Origin of the sequence: Bacillus sp. GbtcB10 (assembly GCF_019091365.1) — a bacterium.
Taxonomy (GTDB): Bacteria; Bacillota; Bacilli; order Bacillales; family Bacillaceae; genus Bacillus; species Bacillus altitudinis.
The window spans coordinates 224,578-247,561 of record NZ_JAGXJP010000003.1; the positions used below are offsets into that span (position 1 = coordinate 224,578).

At 40.3% G+C, this 22,984-nt stretch carries 27 protein-coding genes and 2 riboswitches; of the genes, 4 read left to right on the top strand and 23 right to left on the bottom strand.

The genetic code is table 11. The features are described from left to right. Window positions 1–241: 241 nt before the first annotated feature. The gene (locus KVT11_RS11235; protein ID WP_008344492.1) at window positions 242–490 is read left to right on the top strand and encodes a ferredoxin; all 249 of its coding nucleotides are present in this window, start codon (window positions 242–244) and stop codon (window positions 488–490) included. A 34-nt stretch (window positions 491–524) separates the two neighbouring features. On the opposite strand, the gene KVT11_RS11240 is transcribed toward KVT11_RS11235, so the two are convergent. Next, on the bottom strand, window positions 525–1,106 hold the full coding sequence (locus tag KVT11_RS11240; protein ID WP_008344490.1) for a riboflavin transporter FmnP: 582 nt from the start codon (window positions 1,104–1,106) through the stop codon (window positions 525–527). A 149-nt stretch (window positions 1,107–1,255) separates the two neighbouring features. Beyond that, window positions 1,256–1,388: riboswitch (FMN riboswitch) on the bottom strand. Window positions 1,389–1,675: 287 nt separating this feature from the next. On the opposite strand from KVT11_RS11240, the gene serA reads away from it, so the two are divergent. Beyond that, on the top strand, window positions 1,676–3,250 hold the full coding sequence (serA, locus tag KVT11_RS11245) for a phosphoglycerate dehydrogenase (protein WP_008344488.1): 1,575 nt from the start codon (window positions 1,676–1,678) through the stop codon (window positions 3,248–3,250). A 33-nt stretch (window positions 3,251–3,283) separates the two neighbouring features. On the opposite strand, the gene KVT11_RS11250 is transcribed toward serA, so the two are convergent. The 15 genes from KVT11_RS11250 to KVT11_RS11320 all read right to left on the bottom strand — a co-directional run bounded on the left by KVT11_RS11250 (window position 3,284) and on the right by KVT11_RS11320 (window position 17,290). Beyond that, entirely contained in the window at window positions 3,284–3,931 is a 648-nt protein-coding gene (locus KVT11_RS11250) for a M23 family metallopeptidase (RefSeq protein ID WP_058214422.1), read from the bottom strand. A 297-nt stretch (window positions 3,932–4,228) separates the two neighbouring features. Next, window positions 4,229–5,335: a hypothetical protein gene (locus KVT11_RS11255; RefSeq protein WP_058214423.1), complete on the bottom strand. Its 1,107-nt coding sequence runs from the start codon at window positions 5,333–5,335 to the stop codon at window positions 4,229–4,231. Next, a complete protein-coding gene (sigX, locus tag KVT11_RS11260; RefSeq protein WP_007501006.1) occupies window positions 5,295–5,855 on the bottom strand; it encodes an RNA polymerase sigma factor SigX in 561 nt (186 codons plus the stop codon). Before sigX ends, KVT11_RS11255 begins: the two co-directional genes overlap by 41 nt. A 202-nt stretch (window positions 5,856–6,057) precedes the next feature. Further along, window positions 6,058–7,839, bottom strand: coding sequence for an ATP-binding protein (locus KVT11_RS11265; protein ID WP_024718919.1), 1,782 nt, complete (start codon window positions 7,837–7,839; stop codon window positions 6,058–6,060). Beyond that, a complete protein-coding gene (locus KVT11_RS11270) occupies window positions 7,836–8,558 on the bottom strand; it encodes a response regulator transcription factor (protein WP_017359777.1) in 723 nt (240 codons plus the stop codon). The genes KVT11_RS11265 and KVT11_RS11270 overlap by 4 nt, the downstream gene beginning before the upstream one ends. 86 nt (window positions 8,559–8,644) lie before the next feature. Beyond that, a complete protein-coding gene (gene ccsB / locus KVT11_RS11275) occupies window positions 8,645–9,823 on the bottom strand; it encodes a c-type cytochrome biogenesis protein CcsB (RefSeq protein WP_019743082.1) in 1,179 nt (392 codons plus the stop codon). Then, the gene (resB, locus tag KVT11_RS11280) at window positions 9,807–11,486 is read right to left on the bottom strand and encodes a cytochrome c biogenesis protein ResB (RefSeq protein ID WP_056704685.1); all 1,680 of its coding nucleotides are present in this window, start codon (window positions 11,484–11,486) and stop codon (window positions 9,807–9,809) included. The genes ccsB and resB overlap by 17 nt, the downstream gene beginning before the upstream one ends. Before the next feature lies 1 nt (window position 11,487). Then, window positions 11,488–12,018, bottom strand: a complete 531-nt coding sequence (gene resA / locus KVT11_RS11285; RefSeq protein ID WP_017359780.1) for a thiol-disulfide oxidoreductase ResA — start codon at window positions 12,016–12,018, stop codon at window positions 11,488–11,490. A gap of 90 nt (window positions 12,019–12,108) precedes the next feature. Continuing rightward, window positions 12,109–12,843: a 23S rRNA pseudouridine(2605) synthase RluB gene (gene rluB / locus KVT11_RS11290; protein WP_007501012.1), complete on the bottom strand. Its 735-nt coding sequence runs from the start codon at window positions 12,841–12,843 to the stop codon at window positions 12,109–12,111. A 134-nt stretch (window positions 12,844–12,977) separates the two neighbouring features. Then, entirely contained in the window at window positions 12,978–13,514 is a 537-nt protein-coding gene (locus tag KVT11_RS11295; RefSeq protein ID WP_017359781.1) for a spore maturation protein, read from the bottom strand. 4 nt (window positions 13,515–13,518) lie between these two features. Then, on the bottom strand, window positions 13,519–14,106 hold the full coding sequence (locus tag KVT11_RS11300; RefSeq protein ID WP_007501015.1) for a nucleoside recognition domain-containing protein: 588 nt from the start codon (window positions 14,104–14,106) through the stop codon (window positions 13,519–13,521). Continuing rightward, window positions 14,094–15,245 carry a D-alanyl-D-alanine carboxypeptidase family protein gene (locus tag KVT11_RS11305; protein ID WP_019743085.1) on the bottom strand — a complete coding sequence of 384 codons (1,152 nt, stop codon included), beginning with the start codon at window positions 15,243–15,245 and terminating at the stop codon, window positions 14,094–14,096. The genes KVT11_RS11300 and KVT11_RS11305 overlap by 13 nt, the downstream gene beginning before the upstream one ends. 110 nt (window positions 15,246–15,355) lie before the next feature. After that, entirely contained in the window at window positions 15,356–15,835 is a 480-nt protein-coding gene (locus tag KVT11_RS11310) for a YpuI family protein (protein WP_007501019.1), read from the bottom strand. A gap of 113 nt (window positions 15,836–15,948) precedes the next feature. Continuing rightward, the gene (scpB, locus tag KVT11_RS11315) at window positions 15,949–16,542 is read right to left on the bottom strand and encodes an SMC-Scp complex subunit ScpB (protein ID WP_008344462.1); all 594 of its coding nucleotides are present in this window, start codon (window positions 16,540–16,542) and stop codon (window positions 15,949–15,951) included. Continuing rightward, complete coding sequence (locus KVT11_RS11320; protein WP_007501021.1) at window positions 16,532–17,290, bottom strand: segregation/condensation protein A; 759 nt, start codon at window positions 17,288–17,290, stop codon at window positions 16,532–16,534. The genes scpB and KVT11_RS11320 overlap by 11 nt, the downstream gene beginning before the upstream one ends. 210 nt (window positions 17,291–17,500) lie before the next feature. Here KVT11_RS11320 and KVT11_RS11325 point away from each other — a divergent pair, with 210 nt between their 5' ends. Then, on the top strand, window positions 17,501–17,593 hold the full coding sequence (locus tag KVT11_RS11325; protein WP_008359694.1) for a YjcZ family sporulation protein: 93 nt from the start codon (window positions 17,501–17,503) through the stop codon (window positions 17,591–17,593). An 88-nt stretch (window positions 17,594–17,681) separates the two neighbouring features. After that, window positions 17,682–18,206, top strand: a complete 525-nt coding sequence (locus tag KVT11_RS11330) for a DUF309 domain-containing protein (RefSeq protein WP_017359784.1) — start codon at window positions 17,682–17,684, stop codon at window positions 18,204–18,206. 225 nt (window positions 18,207–18,431) lie between these two features. Here KVT11_RS11330 and KVT11_RS11335 read toward each other — a convergent pair whose 3' ends face one another. From KVT11_RS11335 to KVT11_RS11365, 7 genes are all read right to left on the bottom strand, one after another. Further along, the gene (locus KVT11_RS11335; RefSeq protein ID WP_008344455.1) at window positions 18,432–18,785 is read right to left on the bottom strand and encodes a GNAT family N-acetyltransferase; all 354 of its coding nucleotides are present in this window, start codon (window positions 18,783–18,785) and stop codon (window positions 18,432–18,434) included. Window positions 18,786–18,898: 113 nt separating this feature from the next. Further along, the gene (gene ribH / locus KVT11_RS11340; RefSeq protein ID WP_007501031.1) at window positions 18,899–19,363 is read right to left on the bottom strand and encodes a 6,7-dimethyl-8-ribityllumazine synthase; all 465 of its coding nucleotides are present in this window, start codon (window positions 19,361–19,363) and stop codon (window positions 18,899–18,901) included. A 26-nt stretch (window positions 19,364–19,389) separates the two neighbouring features. Next, a complete protein-coding gene (gene ribB, locus KVT11_RS11345) occupies window positions 19,390–20,013 on the bottom strand; it encodes a 3,4-dihydroxy-2-butanone-4-phosphate synthase (protein WP_017359786.1) in 624 nt (207 codons plus the stop codon). 11 nt (window positions 20,014–20,024) lie between these two features. After that, the gene (gene ribE, locus KVT11_RS11350) at window positions 20,025–20,675 is read right to left on the bottom strand and encodes a riboflavin synthase (RefSeq protein WP_026050106.1); all 651 of its coding nucleotides are present in this window, start codon (window positions 20,673–20,675) and stop codon (window positions 20,025–20,027) included. 248 nt (window positions 20,676–20,923) lie between these two features. Next, window positions 20,924–21,065: riboswitch (FMN riboswitch) on the bottom strand. 114 nt (window positions 21,066–21,179) lie between these two features. Next, entirely contained in the window at window positions 21,180–21,524 is a 345-nt protein-coding gene (locus KVT11_RS11355) for a hypothetical protein (protein WP_008344451.1), read from the bottom strand. A 234-nt stretch (window positions 21,525–21,758) separates the two neighbouring features. Beyond that, entirely contained in the window at window positions 21,759–21,995 is a 237-nt protein-coding gene (locus KVT11_RS11360; RefSeq protein WP_035702871.1) for a DUF2164 family protein, read from the bottom strand. 200 nt (window positions 21,996–22,195) lie between these two features. After that, window positions 22,196–22,777 carry a TetR/AcrR family transcriptional regulator gene (locus tag KVT11_RS11365; RefSeq protein WP_017359789.1) on the bottom strand — a complete coding sequence of 194 codons (582 nt, stop codon included), beginning with the start codon at window positions 22,775–22,777 and terminating at the stop codon, window positions 22,196–22,198. Between the last annotated feature and the right edge of the window lie 207 nt (window positions 22,778–22,984).

Below are 22,984 nucleotides of genomic sequence, written 5' to 3' on the forward strand. Positions count from 1 at the left end.
AATTCGAATATTTTCTCCCTTTATTTTAACAGATTTCATTGAAGAAGAAATGTTTAAACTCAATTAATGGGGGAAAGTTATGAACAAACCCTTATGTGATAAGCATTCTCAATCACTTTACAGTTGAAATGTGAATTTAAAATCATTACAATAAGGTTTGAGGAAATTGGTTTTTTATCGGTGAAACTAAAAAGGTTAAACCATTTGTTCCATCGAACAATCTGGGAGGTATTTTTTTAACATGGCAAAATATACAATTGTAGACAAAGACACATGTATTGCTTGCGGCGCATGCGGTGCAGCTGCTCCAGACATTTATGATTATGATGATGAAGGCATTGCATTTGTCACGCTTGATGACAATCAGGGGACTGTAGAAGTTCCAGAAGTACTTGAAGAAGATATGCTTGATGCATTTGAAGGTTGCCCAACTGACTCAATTAAAGTTGCGGACGAAACTTTCGATGGTGATCCACTTAAGCATGAATAGGATAAAAGCCCCTTTAAAAGGGGCTTTTTTTATATTAACTATTTTGAAGTCGGCGTTTATTTTCAAACCATGGACGCATTTTGACAAAAATGAAACTAAAGACGATGGTGATGATGATTCCTTTAATCAGGTTAAAAGGCAAGATCCCTGCTGTAATGGTTGCCTTTAGCACATGATCTGACAGGACGGGTGCATTCAAAAACCATGTATAAGCAGGAAGGAACAAGAAATAGTTTAAGATGCTCATCATGACTGTCATGAGTAATGTTCCGAGAATCATGGACCACGCTAACCCTCTTGCTGATTTAATCTTTTTAAAAATAAAAGCCACCGGTAAGATGAATAGTACACCTGCTGTAAAATTCGCTACTTGATCCACAGGCACACCGGACATGCTACCATGAATGAGGTAGTGCAGTAGATTCTTTAAAGCTTCAACAGCAATCCCAGCACCTGGCCCATAAATTAAAATCGCAATAATCGCAGGAATGTCACTAAAATCAATTTTTAAATACCCAGGAAGCCCAGGGAAAGGGAAATTCAATAACATTAATACAAATGCGATACTGCTAAGCATGCTGATGACAACTAAACGTTTTACTTTACTTTGATTCAATATTCTCTCTCCTTTTCGATCAAATCTTTCGAAAAGAGGATTGTTCAATTTTAGCCACAAAAAAACCGCTCTGAATACATACACAGGAGCGGGAAATTTAGGCTACACAAATAAACGTATAAACAGACATGTTTTCAACGTTTACGAACCTCCATCTTCTCCCATCCAGACTATACTGTCGGCTTCGGAATCACACCGAATCCTGCCAAAAAAGGCTCGCGGGCTTAGAGACTATGCCTCATCACCGCCGGTAGGGAATTACACCCTGCCCCGAAGATTGATCATTATTCAATTCGACATCATTATATATGATATATGAGCATTTGTACAGATAAAAATCCTGAGCAAATTCATCAGTTTTAAGAAATCGTAAAAAACCTAAAATTTATAATGACAAATGCGTAAAAATTGGGTATCTTTTGTTTAAAGGTGTCCATTCTTGATCAATACACTAAAAAATGTTCGTGTTTTCTTTTTCGCTTTACTGCTTTAATTTGATTGACACAGTGAAAAGGAATATGGTAAATTATCAGATATTTATGACGTTTATTTTAGGAGGAAATCTTACGATGTTTCGAGTATTAGTCTCAGATAAGATGAGCAATGATGGTCTTTTACCACTATTAGAATCAGATTTTGTTGAAATTGTTCAAAAAAATGTAACAGAAGCAGAAGATGAATTACACACGTTTGATGCCTTACTTGTCAGAAGTGCCACAAAAGTGACAAAAGAACTTTATGAAAAAATGACTTCATTAAAAATTGTTGGCCGTGCTGGTGTGGGAGTCGACAACATTGACATTGATGAAGCAACAAAACACGGTGTGATTGTCATCAATGCACCAAATGGGAATACGATTTCAACGGCAGAGCATACGTTTGCGATGATCTCATCTCTCATGCGTCATATTCCTCAAGCGAATATTTCTGTGAAATCAAAAGAATGGAACAGAGGCGCATATGTCGGTGCTGAGCTTTACGGAAAATCTCTTGGGATTGTTGGCTTAGGCAGAATTGGAAGTGAAATCGCCCAGCGTGCAAGAGCATTTGGCATGACCGTCAACGTATTTGACCCTTTCCTTACAAAAGAACGTGCCGAAAAAATTGGTGTCAATGCAAAATCACTTGATGAAGTGCTTGAAGTATCAGATATTATTACGGTACATACACCTTTAACAAAAGAAACTAGAGGACTTCTCAATAAAGAAACAATCGCAAAAACGAAAAAAGGTGTTCGTCTAGTGAACTGTGCACGCGGCGGCATCATTGACGAACGAGACCTTCTTGAAGCACTTGAAAATGGTCATGTCGCAGGGGCTGCTCTCGATGTATTTGAAGTAGAACCACCTACTGAGAATCCACTTGTGGATCATCCAAACGTCATTGCCACTCCGCATCTTGGTGCATCTACAAAAGAAGCACAATTAAATGTAGCGGCACAAGTCTCTGAAGAAGTTCTTCAATTTGCAAAAGGACTCCCGGTCATGTCATCTATTAATCTACCAGCGATGACAAAAGACGAGTTCAAGAAAATCCAGCCTTATCATCAATTTGCAGGAAAACTTGGACGTCTTGTTTCTCAATCGATGAGAGAACCTGTAAAAGAAGTCAGCATTTCATATGAAGGATCTATCGCAAAACTCGAAACATCATTTATTACAAAAAGTCTGCTTTCTGGCTTTTTGAAAGAGCGTGTCGATTCGACTGTAAATGAAGTCAATGCTGGTATGGTGGCAAAAGAACGCGGCATTAGCTTTAGCGAGAAAATTTCTTCAAGCGAATCTGGCTATGAGAACAGCATTTCCATTGAAGTCAAAGGTGACCTTTCCACCTTTACATTAAAAGCAACGTATATCCCGCATCTAGGTGAACGTGTCGTTTCTATTAATGGTTTCAATATTGACTTTTACCCAGATGGACACCTTGTCTATATTCAGCACACTGACGCACCTGGTGTGATCGGTCAAGTTGGAAAGATTTTAGGCGACCACGATGTGAACATTGCGACAATGCAAGTAGGCCGTAAAGAAAAAGGCGGCGAAGCCATCATGATGCTTTCTTTTGATAAGCACCTTGAAGATGAAATTGTCCAAACGTTAACTAAAGTGAGCGATATTCTTTCTGTACGTCTGATTGACCTATAAAAAAATGGTAAACCTCATGCAAAAGCATGAGGTTTATTTTGTTGAAACGATTAAACGTTCACCTGTCCGTATGAGATGCGTTGTCAGTGCATTGATTTTCTTCAATTGATCAACGGTCATTTGATGTGCTTTAGCTATAGACCAGAGAGTATCCCCTCGTTGTATGACATATGTATGTTTCTCATATCCATCTACATGAAGGGCTGGCTCTTGGAAACGATCTCTTGCAATGATTGTGAGCGGATCTACTGCATCTTCTTTACTAACTGACCAATTACCCCTGTGCACCTCAAAATGCAAATGAGTGCCCCTAGAAGCGCCTGTGTTGCCTATGATGCCGATCGGCTGCCCTGTTTGTACATGGTCACCATTCTTCACAAAACGCGCATTTAAATGCGCATAGACGGTTTCATATCCATTTGGATGCCGAATAAATACAACTTCACCATATGTAGCAGATACATAGGAACGAGTAACCACACCTTCGCTAGCAGCCAAAATGGATTCTCCTTCTGGTGCAGCAATGTCTAACCCCTTATGCGAACCACCTCTTGTCCCAAACAAATCAGTGACTTCACCTTTGATTGGTTCCACCCACTCGGTTGTTTTCTCTGCATGGGCAAACGGTGATAAGGCCAAGAACAAGAAACAGCTAGCACATATGTAGCAATACCTTTTCATCAGTGACTTCCCTTCTTTGAAGTTCTTTTCATGACAGCTTAGTATACCTCAAGGAAGCCCTTTTCTATACATGAAAAAAGAACGCAATAAGTTGCGTCCTCAGATTGTTGACAAAGGGCTAAAATGAACTTGATTTTAGCCCTTTGTCTTCGTTTCAGCGTGATAGAAAACCTTTGCAGTCTAGGAAGGACGAGCACCGGAGCAGAGCGAATTTGACATTCGTGAGTACCGGAGCGCAGGACTGACAAAGAATGCGAGGGTTTGTCTACACGCTGAGAACGCAATAAGTTGCGTCCTTTAGCGTTCTTTGATAACAACTGGGTTTGGCAGTGCCGGTACCTCTAGCGGTTCTTTTAATTCATATGGGCCTACTTGATCTGTTCCTGCATTTTGTATCGTGACATCTGTAAAACCAAAATCTTTCGCTGTGAGCAGCAGTCCTTCAATAAGTAAAATATGATCAATTGAGTCCGTTAATTGTGCTGATGCTCCAAACGTGATGGTTGCATGTTTTCCTTTTGATGTCACTTTTTTAATAGGCTCTTCTTTAATGAGTGGATCGAGTCCTGCATCATTCGCCCGCTTCATCGCCTCTACTGCATCTTTATAAGAAGGATAATCATCTTTTGACGGCACCAAAAATGTCCCGCTCTTATTTTCTAAAACGTAGTAAGCGTGTTTTGTTTGTTTATTAATTGAAATGGTACCAAGACGGCCATTCGTCCCTAATTGAAGGTGCGAGCCATTGACAGACTTCACCTGTACTTGTTTATATTGGCTCCATTTTAACGTTTCTTTGACCATGTCTTTAAAACGATTGGCTTCTTTTAATGTATCAAGAGACAAATCATTTTTCAGCTGAAAAATCAGTGTATCCCCTTTTTCACTCACATCCACCATATCCATATAAGCTTGAAGAGGTTTTGTCATTTCAGGCAGCTCAAGTTTTTCATATGTATCAAGAAGCGCCTGCACATTATCATGCTTATTTTCTTTTTGAATACTGATTGGGACAACTTGAGAAGTCGATTCATCTATGTATGAAATCGTCATATACTTTTCTTTGTCAGATGCATAAGCAACATGTGAAGGATCATTTGTGTTTTTTACCGCCTCTAATGTAGCATTCACCTGTCCTTTTTCAGCACTCGAGTCCATTTTCACTTTCTTTATATCTTGAGCAGCCGGCTGAAATAAATGAGGAGAAATCAAAAACGCCATAAATAAGACCACAACGGTTGCGACCGCTGGACCGATCCATCTGGCACTTTTCTTTTTCTTCCCGCTTGCCATCAGCATTTGCTGGTAAATCTGCTTAGATGAACGGTTGTCCTCCACCTTTGGAAGCTGACTGAGTAATACTTTAATTCGTTCTTCGCTCCAATTGGACCTGTTCGTTTTCATTCACTAGCTCCTCCTTCAAAAGCTCCATATGTTTTCGGAGCACTTTCAGGCCTCGGTGCTGCGTTGTTTTGACTTTGCTTTCCGAGAACTTTAGCGCCTTGGCCGTCTCCATGATTGAGTAGCCTTGGATAAACCTTAAAATGATGACGGCTCGTTGATCAATGGTGCAATGATCAAGTGCGGCATAAATTTCTTTGATATTTTCATCCTGTACAGCCAATTCATCTGGGAGCAGGTCTGGATCTTTTACATCCTGTTTATCCCAATCAAACGTGCCGAGCACCCGTTGTCTGATAGTTTGCTGTTTGCGAAACCAGTCAATTGCCACATGCCTTGCAATTGAAAACAGCCATGTTTTCTCGCTGCTTCTTCCTTCAAAAGTTTTATATGAGTGAAGTACCCGAATGTAAACCTCCTGCACGAGATCCTCTGCCTGATTTTTATCTTTTACCATATAAAATAAAAATTGGTACAAATCTTGATGGTACGAATCATATATTTTTTGAAAGGTTTCATGCATAGGAAACCCCTCCGTTCACTTATTTTTGTCGAGTGACTCTCACAAAACGTTACATTACAACTTTATGACAAATATATTACAAGATCGACAATTTGGAAAGGGCTTTTTGTTTAACTTCTCCTTAAAAATATGAAAATAGAAAAAACACTTCATTTTCTTTCGAAAAGAAGTGTTTCTCATGTAACAAGATTCTTCGTCAAGATTAGACGAGTTCCTGCTTTTTTTTCGGAATATAGAAAGTGAAGTGAGTACCTGTTCCAGCCTTACTATGTGCATGAATGGAGCCTTGATGCGCTTCTACGATGTTCTTCACAATCGCAAGGCCCAGCCCCGTACCGGAACGTCCTCTTGTTCTTGCTTTATCTGCTTTATAGAACCGTTCAAAAATAAACGGGAGATCCTCTTCAGGAATGCCGCTTCCCGAATCTTTCACATCCATCTTGAGCCCATTTTCCACCGATTGAACTGAGAAGTGAACTTCTCCGCCTTCTGGTGTATGACGAATGGCATTATCGATGAGATTTGTAAAAACCTGTTCTATTTTATCTGGATCAAATACAAAATACGGTTCTTCTACTTGAATTTCATACGTCAGGTTGATTTGTTTTTCTTTCGCAATTCCAAGGAATTTACGGTAGATTTTTTCAGTCAGCTCTTCTGTATCAGTTGATTCAAGATTCAGTGTAATATGACCAGCTTCCATACGTGCGAGATCGAGAAGATCATTCACAAGACGACCCATTCGAAGTGATTCATCATAGATAATTTGGGCAATCTCTTTCTTTTCCTCTTCTGATCCGGCAATGTCATCGACAATCGCTTCACTATAGCCCTGAAGCATAGCAATAGGTGTACGGAGTTCATGACTGACATTTGCAATGAAGTCTTTTCTTAGCTTATCCAGTCTTCTCTCTTCTGTCATATCGCGAAGTACCGCTACCGCCCCTCTGACATCTTGCTGGTTATAAAGCGGAGACATGAGAAGAACCCAAGTACGCCCTTGCAGCGTGACTTCGATCATTTGCTCTTTTTCCGTACTGACGGCAGTATGAAACAATTCACGCGCTTCCGGCGGCAGTTCATCCCCATCTTTGATCTTCATATTTTGCTCGTAATACCAAGCCTGCAAGAATCTTTCTGCAGGAGGGTTTGTCATGAGGATCGTTCCATCAATATTGATCGTGATGACACCGTCTGCCATACTGCTGAGAATGTTGGACAAATGTTCTTTTTCTTGATTTAAAGCGGTTATATGAAATTTAAGCTGCTTGCCCATTTGATTAAAGGCGATCGCCAGTTCCCCAATTTCGTCTTGCGTTAAAATAGGAATCTTTGTATCAAATTTTCCTTTCGCCAAATCTTGTGCTCCCTCTCTCATCTTTCTGAGAGGATAGGTGACACGAGTGGATAAGAAGAAAGCGAAAATTGTCGTCAGCACAATCGCAATTCCGGCTGCGAGGAAGATATAACGCGTCGTATGTTTTGTTGTCTGCTCTACAGCAAGGAGGGATTGAGAAAGAAAGACCATCCCTTTCTTTCCGTTCGCCTCGTAAGGAACACCTACTACAATGCGTTCATCCTTCTGATTGCCTGTATCAGATTCAGCTCGTTTACTGATTTTTTTTCGTTCTGTCAGTGCCCTGTTCAAATCTTTGTCTGCTTCAATTTGTTCTTTTGTGATCGCAGGAAGCTTCCCGCCTTTTTCAGACGAATACCATTCTAGTCCATCCTCTTGAACAATCGCGATACTTGTCAATTTATCAGCTAGTTCTGATGTAATCGACCTTGCAAGCGATTGATCCTCATGGCTTTCTAAAATGACTGCTACTTTGTTGGCCATTTGTGTTAAATCAGACTTTGCTTCTTCGACATGGTAGTTCTCAATGAATTCTAAAAGAAGCACAGTTAAAATCGATAAAACAATGAGCACGAGGAAAAGAATGGTTAACCATAGCTTTCCTACGACACTTTTCCACAGCTTCATTCAGTGCCGACCTCAAATTTGTACCCGACACCCCATACTGTCACGATTTTTTTCGCTGCTTCTGGTGACACTTTATTTAGTTTTTCGCGTAGCCTTTTGACGTGGGTATCCACTGTTCTCAGATCCCCAAAGAATTCATACTGCCACACTTCTTTGAGAAGCTTTTCCCTGTCATAGACCTTATCCGGCGTTTTTGCCAAGAAGTACAAAAGTTCGTATTCCTTCGGCGTGAGGCTGACTTCTTTTCCATCTGCTGTGACCCGGTGTGCATCATGATCAATGGATAGATGAGAAAACACAAGAACATCTTTTGTGGTTGTTCCAGTATTGAGATATGACGTTTGAGACGATCTTCTTAACAGTGCTTTCACACGAAGAACCACTTCACGCGGACTGAAAGGTTTGACGATATAATCATCCGTTCCTGCCTCAAAACCTTGCACACGGTTGGCTTCCTCACCTTTTGCTGTCAGCATAATAATTGGTGTGGCTTTTTTATCTCGAATTTGATTACACACTTCGATCCCATCTGTCCCAGGCATCATTAAATCAAGCAAAATGAGGTCATAATCGGTTTGAAGTCCTTTTTGAATGGCCTCATCCCCATTTTCCGCTTCATCAATTTCATAATTTTCCCGTTCTAAATACATTTTTAAAAGGCGGCGAATTCTTGCCTCATCATCGACGACTAATATTTTCGTTTGAGTTGTGTGTTCCATTAGACAATCCTCCTGCTTTCTCCGTTGTTACATACATTTTAACAAAAAGCCGAATCGAATCATAAAAGTTGGCCTTTTTCATGCGATTACGCGTAAGAATGAAGCCCCGCAATCACTAGGTTGACAAAGATAAGGTTAAACATAATGATCGCAAATCCGATTACAGCAAGCCAAGCGGACTTTTCACCATGCCAGCCTCGTGATAACCGAAGGTGGAGATAGGCGGCGTAAAATAAAAATGTAATTAAAGCCCATACTTCCTTCGGGTCCCATCCCCAGAATCTCGTCCATGCAATTTGTGCCCAGATCATCGCAAAAATAAGACCGCCTAACGCAAATACAGGGAATCCTATGGAAACAGCCCTGTACCCAATTTCATCGACTAAATCGAGATTCACTTGTCTTACGAGCGGCTGAAGCAGCGCACTTAGACGTTTGCGAATGATCAATCTCAGCAATCCATAAATAATCAGCCCAACGCCAAATGACCACAGCACTGTATTCACCTTTCTACCTGAAAAAACAGGCGGCAGATCAACCACAGGCTCTAAACGATCTTTTGTGATAAGCTCTCCTTTATGAGGTCCTACTAAGGCAGGCAGCTCATAGACCATGACGCTCTCTTCTTTATTTTTATCTACCCAATTAAATTTCGCTTCATACCCTGTCATTCTAAAGATGGACGTGACAGCGATAAATGCAAGGGTGACCACAATCATAAACATGACCAGCTCTAAGCCAAAGGTTTTCTTCCCCGGTTTTGTTTGATCGACATGCTTCAAAAGAAAAATCACACCTGCCACAAAACTGATCGCCAAAATGGCTTGACCAAGCGCTGCTGTCGTGACGTGAATATATAGCCAATTACTTTGAAGCGAAGGAATCAGCGGTGAAATATCCGATGGAAACATGCTTGCATAAGCAATGATTAATAAAGCGATTGGAAGTGTGAATAAACCTAGCACAGACACTTGATAGACAAAATATAAAATAATAAATGCGAGCACCAGCATCATGCCAAAGGCTGTGGTGAATTCAAACAGATTACTGACTGGTGCGTGACCAGACGCGATCCACCTTGAAATAAAATAGCCAAATTGACTCAAAAAACCAATGATGGTGAGCGTTATGCCGATAAGTGCCGCCTTATTTTTGCGCGGACCCTCTTCTTTCTTTTTTCCTTTAATGGCCCCTCCAAAAAAAGGAACTGCCGCTAAATAAAATAGAAAAGCTGCAAATAACAGGTTTTCACTGACTGCCGCCATCTAACCCTTCCCCCTTGCTTTTGCTGATACTTGTTGTATCAGGCAGTTCTTTTTGATCCACTGGCTGTTTGATGCCACTGTCGTGCAGTAACACCTTAAGATCAGACTTTAAGCCGAACCAGTTTTTGTTTGTATGTCCTGCCACAAATACTTTTCCATCCTTTGCCGATAGCCAGATTCTTCTATGCTGCCAGTACATCCCTTGTACGACACCAATCATAAAGATCATTCCGCCAACAATAAGTACCCAGAGTGTTAAGTCTTTTCGAACCGTTAAACCTGTCACGTTTTTTGTTTCAACCCGGTCAAATTTCATTTTATAAAGATTGTTATCAGAACCCTCTACTGTCTCTTGAATTGCGACAAAGCTTTTTTCACCTTTTGGTTTTTCAGGAGAGATCATTTCAAATACGAACGCAGGATTATTCGGATTCCTCGTTTTCGTACTAGGTGTGCCATCTTCGTCAAAATAAAAATCAGGCAAATAACTCATCACCTTGACTTTGTAACCGCTACCAAGATCATATTCTGACTTAGGCTCCAGCAGATTAATCTTCACTGTTCCGAAAGATTTCTCAGTATCTTTTCGAATCAGCTGAAAGACCATTTGATCGAGTTCATTTTGTTTAAAATCCACTTGATATAATGAGAAATTGTCAAACTTAAGCGGTTCATTCACTTTAATATCGTGTTCTGTTACCTGCTTCAGCTTTGGCTTTTCACCAAAAACAACTTCCCCTTCACGTTTGTATAAAACGGCATCGGTTTTATAACTTTTGACGACTTGACCATCGCCAGCCTTTTCAATCGCATTTTCAAAGACTTCTTTTTCTTTTTCAGATTCATAGCGATCAATTGAAAACGCATTATTCTTTAAGAAGTATTGGCCTCCCGTCCCTGGGATTGGTGCCGTTTCGCCTTCTCTTACCCATAATGTTTCATCCACGTACATTCCTGGGACAAACCGGAGCATGGATCCAATGAGAAATATAATTAATCCAATATGATTGACGTAAGGTCCCCAGCGGGAAAAGCGGCCTTTTTCAGCTAAAATATGTCCATCTTCTTCTCTTACGCGGTAACGCTTTTGTTTCATTTTACTAACGATGCCTTCATATGTATGTTGATCTAATGTTTGATTTGTTTCGCTGAAAAGACGCTGCCTTCTCATAAAACCTTCTTTTTTGACAACCCCTTGATTTTTGAGTGCGCGATAAAGTGGAATCACTCGATCAAGGCTGCAAATCACAAGGGAAATTCCGATAGATGCGACAAGGGCTAAAAACCACCAAGAATTATAAAGATCATGGAATCCAAGGATGTAATATAACTTGCCAAACGACCCATACTGCTCCTCATAATAAGTGGAAGCTGATGCACCTGGCGGAATAAACCGCTCCTGCGGAAAAATAGTTCCTAGCGAAGAAGCTAACAGTGTGATGACAATGAGCCACACACCCACTTTTACGGAAGAAAAAAAGTTCCATACTTTATCAACAATCGTTTTGTTGTATGTTTGCGAGCGTCTTGCACTGCCGTCATATCTCATATCAAGCAGCTTTGATGAATTTTTCTCTTTTGCTGCAATGGGATTCCCGCATGATTCACATAGAACAGTACCGATTGGATTAATATGTCCACACTCGCACTTTACCTCTTTCATTCTATGACCCCTTTGGTTTAATCAAATTCATATATTCATAGACATTACGTTCTGTCATCGTTCCCTTTATGACTTTGATTACTTTGCCTTCAGGATTAATTAAAAATGTGGTTGGCAGCGGCGTAATATCATATGCCTCTGTCACTTGACGATCTTTGTCCATGGCAACAGGAAAATTCACGCCATAAGCATCCATAAAGTTCTTCACAGCAATATTGGATTCCCCCACATTCACGGCAACAATTTCGACACCGCGATCCTTGAACACTTCATACTGATTTGCCATATAAGGGAATTCCTGCTTACATGGACCGCACCATGTACCCCAAAAATTGAGAAAGACGCCTTTGCCTTTTAAGTCCTTTAATTCAATCCGTTCCCCATCTACCGATTGAAGGACAAAGTTAGGCGCAATAGATCCTTCTTTGATTTGATCCTGTTTGGCAAATACTGAGTTATACATCGTATAACATAGTGCAGCAAGCATCACGAGGAGAATGCCCGTCCGTATGAAAAATCGTCTTTTCTTCATCTGAAGTACCCCTTCCCCATAGACATTCAGGTAAATTATAGCATTCTCCTTCTTTTGATGCTTCTTCATTTTTTGAAGTTTATGTGAAAATTAAAAAGCGCTTTTCCCATGATCCGCAATCGCTCTTAGGCGTTTTACTTCATGCGGCGTCAATTCTCTGCGATCTCCTGGTCTCATGCCTTCAATATGAAGGAAAGCATATTGCTCTCTTTTGAGTTTTAGAACGTCGTGGCCGATTGCTTCAAACATGCGGCGAACCTGTCTGTTTCTGCCTTCATGAATGGTTAATTGCACAATACATGTTTGCTTTCGTTTATCAATCGAGAGCATTTTGGCACGGGCAGGTGCTGTTTTTTTATGGTCTAACATGATTCCTTTTTCTAACTTTCTAAGCAATTCTTTTGAAGGGATGCCTTTTAGTTTTGCTGCATACGTTTTATCAATTTCATATTTCGGATGCATGAGCTTATGGGCAAATTCGCCATCATTTGTAATCAAAATTAAACCGCTCGTATCATAATCCAACCTGCCGATTGGATACAGGCGCTGCGGGACATCATCAAAGAAGTCTGTCACGACTTTGCGTCCTTTATCATCCTCAGCAGCTGAAATGACGCCGCGCGGTTTATAAAGCATAAAGTAAACCGGTTCTTCTCTTTCAAGCTTTAAGCCATTGACTTCAATTTTATCTGAAGAGCCCACCTTTACTCCGAGCTCTGTCACTGTTTCACCATTAACGGTAACTCGTCCTTCTTTAATTAATTCTTCAGCCTTTCGTCTAGAAGCGACGCCGGCATGGGCAATTACTTTCTGTAAACGTTCCATTTGTCTTTCACCTCATGTACTATCTTACTTGCTTGGCTTGAAACAAACAAGCATTCGTGGAAAAATAAGCGTTTCATCTGTCTAATTTCAACTAAAAAGCTGTTTTCCATCCACGAAATAAAAAAAGCACCCGATTAGGCGCCACTAAATAACAAACTGACGATAATAATCGATGCAATGATCCCAATCAGGTCTGCAAGCAGCCCCACTTTCAGTGCATCTCCCATTTTTTTAATACCAACTGCTCCAAAATAGACGGTTAAAATATAAAGGGTCGTATCTGTTGACCCTTGCATAACGGCGGCAAGCTTGCCGATAAAAGAATCTGGACCATAAGTCGCAATTAAGTCTGATGTCATACCAAGCGCCGCTGTTCCTGATATAGGACGAATAAGCGCAAGCGGCACCACTTCTGTAGGAACACCAATCGCTGTAAACACAGGTTTCAATAATTCCATGACAAAATCAAGGGCACCTGATGCTCGGAAAATCGTAATAGCGACAAGCATACCGACTAAATACGGAATGATTGAAAAGGCAATTTGAATGCCTTCTTTCCCACCTTCTACAAATGTTTCGTACGTCGGTACTTTTTTAATCGTCCCTGCAATCAATATTCCTGCGATGATCAGTGGAATCAAAGCAAGTGACAGCCAGTTAATAAATGCCACAAGATCACCCCCGCCTGCTTCTGCGATAGTGGAAATAGCGATCAATCATAATCGCACCGATACCTGAAATAAGTGTCGCCAAAATGGTTGGGCCTACAATATCTGTTGGCTGATCTGCGCCATAGGTCATACGAATGGCAATGACAGTCGTTGGCACAAGTGTGATAGAAGATGTATTGACTGCTAAAAAAGTAATCATAGACCGGCTCGCCTCATTTTTTCCGCCATTTAATGCTTTCATCTGCTCCATCGCCTTAATCCCAAGTGGAGTGGCAGCATTGCCAAGGCCAAAGAAATTTGCCATGAGATTGGACAGAATATACCCCATCGCTGGATGATTCGCAGGAATCTCAGGAAATAGTTTTGAGATAAAGGGCCGGCATAATTTACTAAAGAAATGTAACAACCCCGCTTCTTCTGCGATCTTCATCAATCCTAGCCAGAATACAAGAACACTAATCAGCCCTATTGAAATGGTGACCGCTTCTTTTGATCCTTTAAAGACCGCTTCATTCACTTCATGCATCGTTCCGTTAAACATTGCATAGACAAGACCGATGACCGTGAGGAATACCCAGATCAGATTGACCATGAAGATCCGCCTATCGATGTCTGAAAGACAGACTTAAACATTTCTTGAAAGCTTTTTTGAGGCATTCGGTTGCGTTTGTTTTCATAAAAAATGGGGACTTGCTCAATCACCTGACCATCCAGTAAGAACGTCATTTTCCCTACTACATCTGGGATCGCTTCTTTGTTTTTTTCCCATTTCTTTTCAGGCGTCAGCATTTCCGTTTCGATTTCCACTAGTTTTTTCTCATCCTCATTTAGAAAATAGTCCACATCCCGCTTAATAAACGCTTTTTTTTCGTAAAAAGTCCCTTTTAACGAAGCGAGCCTGCCTTTTTCAGCAAGCACATACGTTTTATAGTGATCAAATGCATACTCAAACATTGAGATATGATCCTTCCAATCATCCGGTGCATTAATCGTCACAGCAATGAGCGCAGCATCTCCTTTTGCAGCTGTGGAGACAAGCGTGCGTTTTGCAAGTTTTGTATATCCTGTCTTCCCTCCAGTCGAATATTGATACAAACCAGTGAGCAGCTTGTTTTTGTTTTTCCAATAACCTTCGATTGTTTTTGCTTTATAAAAGGTGGTACCGGCAATTTTTTGATATTGCTGATGCTTCATGGCGTATTTCGTTAAGATTGCCATATCATAAGCTGATGAATAATGGTTTTTATGATCATCGAGTCCATGCGGATTTTGAAAATTCGTATTCTCCATGCCTAGTTCAGAGGCCTTTTGGTTCATCATAAAAATAAAGCCTTCTAAGCTGCCACCAACATGTTCTGCAATGGCAACAGCTGCATCATTTCCAGAGCGCAGCATGAGCCCGTATGTCAAGTCTTCTAAGCTCACCTTCTGTCCTTCCTTTAAATAAATCGAAGAACCTTCCGCTTGAATCGCACGTTTTGACACTTTGACCATGTCGTTCATTTTTCCTGATTCAATGGCTAATACAGCCGTCATAATTTTTGTGATACTGGCGATTCTTCTTTTTTCGTGCTCGTCCTTTCCAAATAGGACTCTGCCTGACTGTCCATCTATTAAAATGGCGCTTCTCGCACTCACCGATAATGAAATGTCTGCTTGAGCGTGTGAGGAAAAAGGCAGTAAGAGTGTCAATAGAAGAAGGACTGCTGTTCCAATTTTTAAATAGGGCATGTTCATTCACGTCCTTGTCCGTTTTGTACAAGTGTATGCGCGGCTGAAAAAGTTATGATGCCTCGTCCATAAAAAAAAGCAACTCTCATGTGAGAGTTGCCTTGTCTTCTTTATACCATTTTCATTTGCTGATGAGATGTTGTATATTCCAGCTCTTCTCTCATCGTTAAAAACTCTTTTTCTAATGAAGAAAACAAACGTTTGACTTCAGCCGATACTTCATGATGGAAAACAATGCAGCTTTTTCCTGTATAGGCTGAACGGCTATCTTCATACCATGTATCCTTTTTTGGTGTAAAAAATTCTTCAATACATTGATGATAAATACGATGAAGCGTCTGCTGTGCGGCTTGCTGCGGGAATGTCTGCTGCTGCCCGATTTTCCTGCAAACCGCCGCGGCATCCTCGCTATAAACTGCAAGCTTCCGCAATGTACTTAATATGTCACAATAATAGGCTTCCGCTTCCGGGTTTAATCGTTTCAAGCTTGATAAGGTAGCTTCGTTCAGAAAATCATTCATTTCAACTGCAACCTTTGATAAAAAAACGCCTGCTTGATCAACTTGAGCCTTTACATTCATATGTGCCATTTGTTTCGTGTTTACCTTCCCCTCATGGCTTTGTCACCATTTTATCTTTCAAACAAAGGTTTTAGACCTAAAATCTTTGTTATATTTTATCATACATTTTTCCTTATTTTGAACTATTTTATCTCTTCAAATGTTTGATTGAAGTTTTCAAAAAAGAGATCAGCCTCTTCTTGCACCCCATCTGCTTCCACATTCTCTGGAAGTGGCGGTAATTCATCTAAGGCTTTTAAACCAAATTGCTCTAAAAAGGTAGGTGTTGTCCCATAAAGGATCGCTCGTCCCGGTCCATCGGCACGTCCTACTTCACAGAGCAGTGCTTTGGCAACTAAACTATGCAGCACTCGTTCTGATTTAACGCCTCTGATCTCCTCGACTTCGCTGCGTGTAATCGGTTGTTTATACGAGACAATGGCGAGCACTTCTAGCGCTGCCTGTGACAAACCTTTCGATGGTGTCTCTACTAATTTTTTTAAATATACGCTGTATTCTTTTTTCGTCAGCAGCATATATGAATCTGCATATTCAATGAGCTCAATTCCTCGTTCTTGTTTTTGATATTCTTCTTTTACGGCAGACATAATATCAAGCAACGCTGCCTCATCAACTTCAAGAACAGACATGAGCTGTTTTCTTGTTAAGCCTTCGTCACCTGCTGCATATAGCAGCGCTTCTAAGATGGCTTTCCAATTCACGATATCAAGCGTCATGAATCGTTTCACTCCCTATGATATAAATATCTTCAAAGTTTCCTTCCTGCTCCAGCATGATTTGATGGCTTTTCATCAATTCGAGAACAGCAAGAAACGTCACGACAAGGTGTTCCTTTTGATCATGTTGAAATAAAGTCATGAAATTGGTCCGCTTTTTTGTTTTTCTTAAATGGTTCATAATCTCATTCATTTTGTCTTCAATCGGGATTTCTTGTCTTGTAATCTTTGATGGTGCTGGTTTTGTTATTTTTTTGCGGTTCAATACCTTCTGGAACGCACCTAACATATCATACACCGTGACGTGTAAGTTTGTGTCCTTCGCTTCTGCTTCTTTTGCAAATTCACTTAAATCACTTGGTGGTTTTGTGAAGGCGTTTTGCCGCTCTTCTTCACGTTCCTTCAGTTCTTGCGCTGCATTTTTATACTTGCGGTATTCAATTAATTTGCCAATCAGCTCATCACGAGGGTCCTCTTCTTCTTCCATCAGGTCTTCATCAAACAGCTCTTCCTCTTGTTTTGGGAGAAGCATTCTGCTTTTAATGCTCAGGAGGGTTGCAGCCATCACCAAATACTCACTTGCAACATCCAGTTCAAGCTCCCTCATCGTGTGGACATATAATAAATACTGCTCCGTAATTTTAGCGACGGGAATATCATAAATATCAATTTCCAAACGGTTAATTAAATGTAAAAGCAAGTCCAAAGGACCCTCAAACGAATCTATTTTCACCTGATATTCCAGCATTCTTTTCTCACCATTTCTACTGTCTTCTAAGTACCGTTTTCATCGGCTAACCTTTAGTATAAGACACGATAAAGCTCTCGTCCAATATAATTTCGACCATGAGGCAGCAGGCAAAAAAAGAAAAACAGCGGATTCGCCCATACCAATGAGGGCATTTATACATAGAATACCATTGTAATCAGAACTGATGAAAAAGGAGGCCGTAACATTATGGGAGATGGTTATTACTTCGGCGGAGGATTTGCGCTTATTGTTGTGCTGTTCATCTTGCTGATCATCGTTGGCGCGGCTTGGGTTTATTAAAGAAACAGAGCGTCCTTTCATAAAGGGGCGCTCTTTCTTCTTTTCTTTTCGGTATGTTAGACTGATAGTGGAAAAGGAGTTGACCGCTGTGTATCCTAAAGCGTACGTGGCTTTTTTACATGAATTTCATACGACAAGAGATTATTTTGAGTGTCATGAAATTCTTGAAGAATTTTGGAAAGAAGATCCTCCTCATCAGCGCAAAAAGTACTGGGTGGGTCTCATTCAGCTTGCTGTTGCTTTGTATCATCAAAGACGAGGGAATGGAAAAGGAGCAAAACGGCTGATTTCAAACAGCCTTCATATATTAGATTCGGACCGGAACATACTAACAGAATTAGGTCTTGATGAAGAGGCATTTCTTTTGCTGCTGAGAACACTGAAAAAGAAAATCGATGAAGACATGCCCTACGAAAGTGTGATGCTGCCAATCCGAGATGAAACGCTTCTTTCTTTATGCCAAGAGATGGCCCAAAAAGAAGGCTTAACCTTCGGACAGGAGAGCAACTTATCCCATACATTCTTAATTGAAAAGCATAGACTGCGTGATCGAACGGACGTATTGCTTGAACGTGAAAAGCAGATGGAACGTAAAAAAAGCAGAGGCATATAACCTCTGCTTCAGCGTGTAGACAAACCCTCGCATTCGGTGTCAGTCCTGCGTGCCGGTGCTCACGAATATCGAATTCGCTCCGCTCCAGTACTCGTCCTTCCTAGGGCTGCAAAGGTTTTCTATCACGCTGAAAAGAAGACAAAGGGCTAAAATAAAGTTCATTTTAGCCCTTTGTCAACAATCTAAAGCAGAGACATATAACCTCTGCTTTTACATGTGTGATATTTAGTTTGTTTCACTGTGACACTTATGAAAAAAGCCTTGCGTTAATTCATTTGGAATGAGCGTTTTCGTTTTGAATACTTCTTCCACGGCTAATACCATTTCCTTGCCGATGCCTTGGTCACGATGGGACGGATTGACACTAATATGTTCGATTTGTACTTGGTCGTCTGTTTTCAGCACACCAATCGCACCGACGATATCCTCACCATCTTTCCAAAGGAACAGCTGCCGATCTTCATCCATTTCATACGACTTTATCGTCTGCTGAAGCTGTTTGACGTCTTTCTCACCCGGCATAAAGGACAGGAGTCCCATGGCAATTTTTTCAAAAGACCTCTTGTAACGAATTAACATATATACCCCTCAATATTAAAATTATCCTATTTTCCAGCAAATGTCTTATGAATCACTTGCTCATCACACATTATAAACACTTTTAGGTTGTTTTTAAACTCTTTTTCATCAAATTAACGAAACGTTCGATTTAGGTTGGCCATTTCAATAGCAGCTGCAGCCGATTCACTGCCTTTATTTCCAGCCTTTGTACCGGCTCTTTCAATGGCTTGTTCAATAGATTCTGTTGTCAGTACACCAAAGATAATCGGCACCCCTGTTGAGATGGCACTTTGTGCGATTCCTTTAGCCGCTTCATTACAAACATAATCGTAATGGGATGTTGCCCCGCGAATCACGGTTCCAAGTGTAATGACTGCATCATATTTTTTTGTTTCTGCTAGTTTTTTTGCCATATACGGAATTTCAAAAGCCCCTGGCACCCACACGACATCAATATCGTCACCGTTTGCTCCGTGTCTGAGCAATGTATCTTCTGCTCCATCTAGCAATTTACTTGTAATAAAATCATTAAATCTAGCGACGACGATTCCAAACTTTAATCCTTCTGCTACTACATTCCCTTGTATTGTATTCATATGTTCATCATCCTTTTTTGTGATTTTTATTTTGTTTTCATTGTCGTTGTTTGCTTGTTTATATATGCCTGCAATGCTTCAATCGTCAGCATCTTTAAATCGTGTTCTTTTTGAATTTTTTGCAGTTCGGGTACGCGGGCCATGGTTCCATCTGCATTCATAATTTCACATATGACACCCGCTGGCACTGAACCCGCAAGTTTAGCAAGATCAACGGCCGCTTCTGTATGACCTGGTCTTTCTACTACGCCTCCCTCTTTCGCAATAAGAGGGAAAACATGACCTGGGCGGGCAAAATCTTCTGGTTTTGACTCTTTATTTAACATGGCCAAAATGGTCGTTGAGCGCTCAAAAGCACTTATACCAGTTGTCGTTGACGTATGGTCGATGCTCACTGTAAATGCTGTATGATGTGCATCCGTATTTCGCTCGACCATGGGATGCAGATCCAAGTGTTTCGCAATCGAGGCATGAACTGGTGTGCAAATAAGACCTCTTCCATGTAAAGCCATGAAGTTAATGACTTCCGGCGTTGCATGCTCAGCAAGTGCCACAAAGTCTCCTTCATTTTCTCTGTCTTCATCATCTACTACGATAATGATTTCTCCTCGTTTCAGGGCATTTACTGCCTCATCAACTGAATGATACATACAATCGCCTCCTAGAATCCGTGCTCTTTTAAAAATGATGGGGTTAATCGTGATGGCTGCTTTTCGTTTTGCTCTTTTGTTAAAAAGCGATAAATGTATTTACCGATCATGTCACATTCAATATTTACTACATCTCCCATAGATTTAGTCGGGAAAATAGTTCCTTCAAGCGTATGTGGAATGATAGAAACTGTCACATGAGCATCTCGCAAATCGAAAATAGTCAAGCTGACGCCGTCTATTGCGATCGATCCCTTTTTTGTGAGCATATCTGTGAGGGTCTTGTCCATTTTCAAATCATAGTAAATGGCATTACTCTTCTTTTCTACACGGGTAATCACAGCCGTTCCATCAACATGGCCTGAAACAAAATGACCGCCGAATCGTCCATTTGATGACATCGCTCGCTCTAAATTCACTTGGCTACCTGGCGCAAGCTGATCAAGTGATGTCGCTTTGACCGTCTCAGGCATCACATCTGCCGCAAACTGTTCTTTTGTGAAGCTTGTGACAGTGAGACAAACGCCATTGATGGCGATACTATCGCCTAGGTGAACATCTTCTAGTACACGACTGCACTTGATGATGATTTCCATGGCATCTGCGGATCTTTTGCTCAATGACTGAACTGTACCCACTTCTTCAATAATCCCCGTAAACATGTGATCCTCCCTTTCTCTTTCTTTTGTATTTCTCACTTTATGAAAAAGCGATGTTTGGGACATGTGATCGATTGAACACCTTCGTCGCTTTTTATGGTCCATACAAGATGAGGGATCACCTAATAAACACTGCATGCGATGACTATATTGACATACAGAAAGCCCCGGAAAAATTCCGGGGCTGTGGTTTTTTTGCATTAGAAATAAAACTATGATCAACACATATTTTTTGTTCATACATAGCTTTCGTTATCCTTCTCCCATCCAGACTTTCACTGTCGGCTTCAGCTTCTCACTGAATCAACCGTTAATAAATTAACGGGTCACGGGCTGTAAAGCATTTGCTTTATTACCGTCGGTCGGGATTTTCACCCTGCCCCGAAGGATACAATCGATATTTAGCTGTCCTTAGGGGCTATTATAGCGATCCTTGTGGTCAAATGCAACAATCAAGATTTATTCACTTATTCATAAAAAAAGCCTCCCTATAGGAAAGGAGACTTGTTAATTGACGACTTTTACTACTTTTATAAGACCGTCTATTCTTTTTTCATTACTAAAGTATGCTTTAATACGATCGCCTTTTTTCAGATCGGCCACATCATCTTCAAATTTCTTCCCGTTAAAAATGATTTTCGTGCCATTTTTGGCTTGACCGTAATACTCATCACCATCAATTTTTGTAATGGTATATTCATAGATTGTGTAATCTTTATCATTATTCGTTAAACTTTCGCCAATGGCTGTTGGCACATCTTCAATTTTCATGCCATTCATGTATAAATAACCTGCGCCTAAACAAAGCAGTAAAACAAATAAGATTGCGATTTTCAATTTGATTTTCCCCATATTTAGAACCTCCATCATCTGCACTTCGCCTATTTGTATGTTCTATTCCTTCTTTTGATGAAATAAAACCAAAAAAGCTGATTTTCATTAATGGTTACTTATATAACGATTCAAATGGACTTTTGGTTCCACCTTTTCATCATTACATATGATACGAATATGCGTTCTTTATTAAGGGGGTCTTTTTTCCTCTTTATCTGTTAGCAGGATGAATAAGATAGACGAGCTTTTTGATTATATTCTTTTCTCTAGTGCGAATAGATCTTCCTCTAACAATTGAGATCTTTGAACAGCGATATTTCGGCTGTCACGAACCCCTTGATTATAATAGTAGCTTCCAAGATATTTTGTGATAAATTCTAATATATTAATGGCTGCTAATTCACCAATCTCCTCTTCTCGTTCTTCGGCAAAGTAACGCTGAATGGCAATCATCATCTGGTTTTTTTCTTCTTTTGTTAATGGTTTCAAAGTATCTCCTGCTTTCTTTCAGCATGATCACACGCTTTTTAGATGTGCACTTCCACTTATTTTTAGAGCTACATATGGTGACACTCACGAATACGAATGTTTGTTCTCTTATCATATCACAAAAACGTGTCCATCACACCCTAAAAGAAAAAGCGTGTTTTAATCAATGGATCAAAATACGCTTTCTTTATATAGACTATTTATTTCAATATGGATAGGATCGTCGCTACAGAATGATCTACAAATGAACGCTCTGGGCGAGATTTCATGAGAACTGTAAGTCCAATAAAAGAAACAACCAGCGCCTGTGCTAAGGCTTTGGCATTCAGACTGCTTTCGAGCTCACCCGAGCGAATACCTTGTACAATTTTTTCTTCAAAAATGACCGAAAGATACATCTGATGCTCTCTTGTGAGAATTTCAAACTTCTCTTCGTGTGGGGCAAGCTCGACTATTGTATTGATGCAGAAGCACCCTTTACTCGGCCCATGTCCATATTCCTCTTCTACTAATTCAGCAAATAATGTATGAAATGCTTCCTTTACAGATAGATTGTTTTGAAGTTTTGTTCGAATGTGGGCAGCATGCTGAGTTGTATATTTGCGTAATGCTGCTTCAAACAATTCCTCTTTATCACCGAACGCTGAGTATAAGCTTGGCCGCTGTATTCCCATTTTTGCAGTTAAGTCGCTTAATGTAGTCGCTCTGTACCCCTTCTCCCAAAAAAGCAACAAGGCCTCATCTAACGCTTTTTCCTCATCAAATTCCCGTTGTCGAACCATTATCAACCCTCATTTCTATCATAAAAATCTTTTCACTAAATCAATCATCTATTTCTTATAACGTTTTTTACTCATCGGTATATTATAATTTTATTTTATTGACATATCATTGTCAAATTGACTAGATCTTCACTACATCATCTTGACTTTAAAACGTTTCTCTGGTTATCCTTAACAGGAATCATTTTATACCAATCAGTATATTAT